Raw genomic sequence first — 5,343 nt, forward strand, 5'->3', positions numbered from 1 at the left:
TGCTCGGCATTGGACCCCATCGCGACCGCCAAGATCGAGGAATTGATCCACGAATTGCGCGGGCGCTATGCGATCGCGATCGTCACGCATAATATGCAGCAGGCAGCGCGCGTGTCGCAGCGCACGGCCTTCTTCCACCTCCGCGAAATGGTGGAGTATGGCAAGACCTCCGAGATCTTCACCAACCCGCGCGAGCAGCGCACCCAGGATTATATCACCGGCCGCTACGGCTGAGTGGGAGAGACGACATGGCCACCACTGCCGGGCATACCCTCAAGGCGTTCGACGAAGATCTCGACCGGCTGCGCGCACTCATTTCGCAAATGGGCGGGCTTGCCGAACACGCAATTCGTGAATCGATGCGGTGCCTCATCCAGCGCGATCTCGAAGGCGCGCTGCGCATCGTCGAGAATGACAAGAAGCTCGACGCGCTGGAGGTCGAAACCGAACGTCGCGCGGTCCAGCTGATCGCGCTGCGCGCGCCGATGGCGGGCGACCTGCGCGATGTCGTGGCGGCGATGAAGATTTCGAGCGTGGTCGAGCGGATCGGCGACTATGCCAAGAACATCTCCAAGCGCGTCCCGCTGCTGGAATCGGCCGGCAAGATCGAGCCGATCTCGCTGCTGCCGGAAATGGCGCGGATCGCGACCGAGATGGTCCATGACGTGCTCAACGCCTTTGTCGAACGCGACGCTGAGGCGGCGTTGCGGGTCGTCGAGCGGGACCATGCGGTCGACGATTTCTACAACAGCATCTTCCGTACATTGCTGACCTTCATGATGGAAAATCCGCACAATATCGGCCAGTCGGCGCACCTGCTGTTCATCGCCAAGAACATCGAGCGGGTCGGCGATCATGCGACCAACATTGCGGAGATGGTCTATTATGCAGCAACCGGCCAGCACATGGCCGAGCGCACGCGCGGCGGCAGCGACACCGACTAGGGGCACTTCATGGCCAGTGCCAACAAGCGGTTGCTCCTGGTCGAGGACGACCGCGCCATCGCCGAACTGGTGAAGTTCCACTTCACCCGCGCTGGCTACACCGTGACCAGCACGCCCAACGGCGAAGAAGCGCTGATCCTGGTCGACGAGATCAGGCCCGATTTGTTGATCCTCGACTGGATGATCGAGGGGATCAGCGGGATCGAATTGTGCCGGATGCTGCGGCGCAAGCCGGGGACCGCCAACTTGCCGATCCTGATGCTGACCGCGCGCGGCGAGGAAGAGGACCGGCTGCGCGGGCTCGATACCGGTGCCGACGATTTCATCACCAAGCCGTTCAGTCCGAAGGAGCTGGTAGCGCGCGCGGCCGCTGTGCTGCGCCGCGTACGGCCGGCGCTGGCGGCGGAATCGCTCGGCTATGGCGGGCTCGACATGGACCTTGCCGCGCATCGCGTACGGCGCGACGGAACGTCGGTTCCCCTTGGCCCGACAGAATTCCGTCTGCTGCGTCATTTCCTCGAAAATCCCGGCCGGGTGTTTTCGCGCCAGCAATTGCTCGACGCTGTCTGGCGCCACAATGAGGACATCGAGCTGCGCACGGTCGACGTACACATCCGCCGGCTGAGACTGGCACTCGGCGAGCCGGATATTGTCCGGACGGTGCGCAGCGCGGGTTATGCGCTGGACGCCGAAGGTGTCGCCTAGAGCGTCGAATCGCCGCCGAGCGATCGGTATAGCGTGACCACGCTGCGCGCACGGAGCAGGCGCGTGTTCGCCAGACTTCGCCGCGCTGCGTAAAGCGAGCGCTGGGCGTCGAGGCTTTCGAGGAATGATGCGATCCCGCCCTTGTAGCGCGCGGCGGTGAGCTCTGCCGTGTCGCGCGCGGCGGCTTCAAGTTCGAGCTGGGCGGCGAATTGCCGGTCGACCGTGACGCGCCTCGCGAGGGCGTCGGCGACGTCGCGGAATGCCACCTGCAATGACTTTTGGTAAGTCGCGAGCGCGCCCTCGCGCTGCGCCCGCGCATTGTCGAGATTGCCGCGATTGGTGCCGCCGAAGATCGGCAGGGTGACGCTCGGCGTGATCGCCGCGCCGAACGCATTGCCGGTGAACAGCGAGGTCAGCCCGCCGCTCGCCAGCCCGGCCAGCCCGGTCAGCGAGATGCGCGGGAAGAAGGCGGCGCGGGCGGCGCCGATCTGGGCATTGGCCGAACGCAGCCGGAATTCGGCCTCGAGCACATCGGGTCGGCGCAGCAGGATCATGCTGTCGAGACCCGCGGCGGCGGGCACGGCGCTGCGCTCGACCTCCTCGATCGACTTCGGCAGATCGGACTCGACCATGTCCGACCCGGCGAGCAGGCGCAGTGCATTGCGGTCCTGATCGACGATCGTGGTCAGATTGGCGAGGTCGGACTCGGCGGTGGCGCGAACCGTCTCGGCCTGGCGCAGGTCGGTGCGCGGGGCGATGCCGCCCAGCAGCCGCATCCGGGTCAGCCGCTCGCTCTGCCGCGCGCTGGCGACGGTGTCGGTGGCGATGGCAAGCAAGGTGCGGTCGGTGGCCAGCGTGAACCAGGCATCGGCGACGTCGGCGACCAGCGTCAGCCGCGTGGCGCGCGCCGCCGCCTCGGTTGCGAAATAGCTGTTCAGCGCGGCGTTCGACAGGCTGCGGACGCGGCCGAACAGGTCGATCTCGAACGCCGAGGCACCAATGTCGGCGGTGTAATCGGTCGTGACATGGTCGCCGCTGGCGTTGACCTGACCGGTATAGCGCACGGTCGTGTCGGCCCCGGCAATGACCGTTGGCAGCAGGGCGGAACGCTGAACCCGATACAGCCCGCGCGCCGCGCCAATGTTGGCGACAGCAAGCTTCACGTCCTGATTATTGGCGAGCGCCTGGTCGATCAGCCGTTCCAACCGCGGATCGACGAACATCGCGCGATGATCGTGCGCGGTGAGGCTGGCCTCGCTTGCCTTCAGCGCCGGATCGCCGACCGGCCAGCTGCTTGGGACCAGCGGCGCGGGAGCCGCGTAAGGCGGTTCGAGATTGCACGCGCCAAGCGCGGCAATCAGCGGGAGCAAAAGGACGGGTCGGATCATGCGGCCGTCTCATGATGCGGTGGGCCTCCGCGCGAAAACAGCTTGCGCACCAGCACGAAGAACAAGGGCACCAGAAAGATCGCCAGCGCGGTCGCGGTCAGCATGCCACCGACCACCGCCGTCCCGATCTCGACCCGGCTCTTGGCCCCCGCGCCAGTCGAGATGGCCAGCGGCAGCACGCCGAAGATAAACGCCAGGCTGGTCATGATGATCGGACGCAGACGCAGTCGCGCCGCCTCGATCGCCGCGTCGACCGCGCTCTTGCCGCCGATTTCCGCCTGCTCGGCGAACTCGATGATCAGGATGGCGTTCTTGGCGCTCAGCCCCATCGTCGTCAGCAATCCGACCTGGAAATAGACGTCGTTCTGCAACCCGCGCAGCCACACCGCCAGCGCTGCGCCGACCAGTCCGATCGGGATGACCAGCATCACCGCAATCGGGATCGACCAGCTTTCGTACAGCGCGGCGAGGCACAGGAAGACGACGACCAGCGAGATGCCGTAGAGAAAGGGCGCCTGACTGCCGCTCAGCCGCTCCTGATAGCTCAGATCGGACCGGGCGACCGAGGTGCCGGGCTGTTTCGCCGCGAGTGCGGCCACCGCGTCCATCGCTTCGCCCGAGCTGTGGCCGGGGGCGGCCTGGCCCTGGATCTGATAGGCCGACGTGCCGTTGAAGCGCGACAGGCTCGACGGCGCCTGGCTCCACCCGGTCCGCGCGAAGGCGGAGAAAGGTGCCATATCGCCTCCAGATCCGCGCACGAACCAGCTGGCGAGGTCCTCGGGCCGGCTGCGATAGGGGGCGTCGCCCTGGACATAGACCCGCTTGACTCGCCCGCGATCGATGAAGTCGTTGACGTAGGTTCCGCCCCACGCCGTCGCGAGCGTCTGGTCGGCTTGGCTCGAGCTGATGCCAAGGGCGCCGAGCTTTTCGTCGTCGATGTCGACCGTCAGCGACGGGTTATCTTCCAGCGCGCCGAGCCGGACTGCAGAAAGCGCGGGATCGGTTTGCGCCGACTGCAACAGCCGGTCGCGCGCTGCCTTGAATCGGGCGCGGGTCATGCCGCCGCTGTTGAGCAACTGCATAGTGAAGCCGTTCGACTGGCCGAGGCCGCGGATCGATGGCGGAGCGAGGGCGAAGAATTCGACGTCGCGCAATTCGCGGCCGAGATCTTTCGTCGCTTTCTTGGTGATCGAATCCAGTGACAGCGCGCTGGTCGTGCGCTCATCCCACGGCTTGAGCTGAAGAAAGCCGCGCCCGGCATTCTGGCCGGCCCCGCCGCCGCCTTGTCCGGTAACGGTATAGACCACGTCGACCGCATTGCTCATTTTTGTCAGAAAATATTGCTTGATCGCCGCCGCCGCCGCCTCGGTCCGCGGCTGCGTTGCGCCGGGGGGCAGCGTGTACTGGATCTGGGCGCGGCCGGTGTCCTCGACCGGCAGGAAACTTGACGGCAGGCGCCAGATGACCAGCCCCAGCACCCCGACCAGCACGGCATAGCCAATCAGCGGCAGACGGCGGTGCGCGAGGGTCTTGGCGACCCGGTCGCGATAGCGGTCCGACGTGCGCGCGAACCAGCCGTTGAACCGCTCGCCATAACCGTGAACCCGCTGCAGCCAGACCGGCTCGTCATGCGGCTCGCGCCGCTTGAGCAGGGTCGCCGTCAGCGCCGGGGTCAGCACTAGCGCGACGATCACCGACAGGATCATCGCCGACACGATGGTGATGGAGAATTGCTTGTAGATCACGCCGACCGATCCACCGAAAAACGCCATCGGCAGGAACACTGCCGACAGCACCAGTGCGATCGCGATTAGCGCCGTGGTAATTTCGCCCATCGACTGGATCGTCGCATCGCGTGCGGAAATGGCAGGGTTCTCGGCCATCACCCGCTCGACATTCTCGACCACCACGATCGCGTCGTCGACCAGCAGGCCGATTGACAAAACCATGCCGAACAAGGTCAGCGTGTTGATCGAAAAGCCGAAGAAGGCGAGCACCCCGAACGTGCCGAGCAGCACCACCGGCACCGCGATGGCCGGGATCAGCGTCGCGCGCCAGCTTTGCAGGAACACGAACATCACGATGACGACCAGCGCGATCGCCTCGATCAGCGTCTTGATTACTTCGTTGACCGACAGGCGGATGAAGGTGGTGGCGTCGACCGGATAGCCATATGCGAACCCGTCGGGGAAGTTCGGGGCCTGTCGCGCAACCTCGGCCTTGACCAACTCGGCCGTCTGCAGCGCGTCGGAGCCGGGGGCGAGCTGGACCGCGATGCCCGCCGCGGGATGGCCGTTATAGTGGCT

At 65.9% G+C, this 5,343-nt stretch carries 4 protein-coding genes and 1 pseudogene; 3 read left to right on the top strand and 2 right to left on the bottom strand.

The genetic code is table 11. The annotated features are described in order from the left end of the window. From RMN84_RS01310 to phoB, 3 genes and pseudogenes are all read left to right on the top strand, one after another. Positions 1-234: pseudogene (locus tag RMN84_RS01310) on the top strand (phosphate ABC transporter ATP-binding protein); the annotation flags it as partial. A gap of 14 nt (positions 235-248) precedes the next feature. Further along, positions 249-944, top strand: a complete 696-nt coding sequence (gene phoU, locus RMN84_RS01315; protein WP_309610406.1) for a phosphate signaling complex protein PhoU — start codon at positions 249-251, stop codon at positions 942-944. A 9-nt stretch (positions 945-953) separates the two neighbouring features. After that, entirely contained in the window at positions 954-1,649 is a 696-nt protein-coding gene (phoB, locus tag RMN84_RS01320; RefSeq protein WP_309610407.1) for a phosphate regulon transcriptional regulator PhoB, read from the top strand. Here the strand turns inward: phoB and RMN84_RS01325 are convergent. Together RMN84_RS01325 and RMN84_RS01330 are read right to left on the bottom strand one after the other, a co-directional pair. Beyond that, positions 1,646-3,037, bottom strand: coding sequence for an efflux transporter outer membrane subunit (locus RMN84_RS01325; RefSeq protein ID WP_309610408.1), 1,392 nt, complete (start codon positions 3,035-3,037; stop codon positions 1,646-1,648). The genes phoB and RMN84_RS01325 overlap by 4 nt on opposite strands. Then, the coding region (locus RMN84_RS01330; RefSeq protein WP_309610409.1) for an efflux RND transporter permease subunit at positions 3,034-5,343 on the bottom strand (2,310 nt) is incomplete at its 5' end. The genes RMN84_RS01330 and RMN84_RS01325, both read right to left, overlap by 4 nt.

Origin of the sequence: Sphingomonas sp., from assembly GCF_031380695.1 — a bacterium.
Taxonomy (GTDB): Bacteria; Pseudomonadota; Alphaproteobacteria; order Sphingomonadales; family Sphingomonadaceae; genus Sphingomicrobium.

Excerpts from the sequence above, each read along its gene's own strand:
- phoB (WP_309610407.1), top strand. The coding sequence starts at position 954 with ATGGCCAGTGCCAACAAGCGGTTGCTCCTGGTCGAGGACGACCGCGCC.
- phoU (WP_309610406.1), top strand. The coding sequence starts at position 249 with ATGGCCACCACTGCCGGGCATACCCTCAAGGCGTTCGACGAAGATCTC.
- RMN84_RS01325 (WP_309610408.1), bottom strand. The coding sequence starts at position 3,037 with ATGATCCGACCCGTCCTTTTGCTCCCGCTGATTGCCGCGCTTGGCGCG.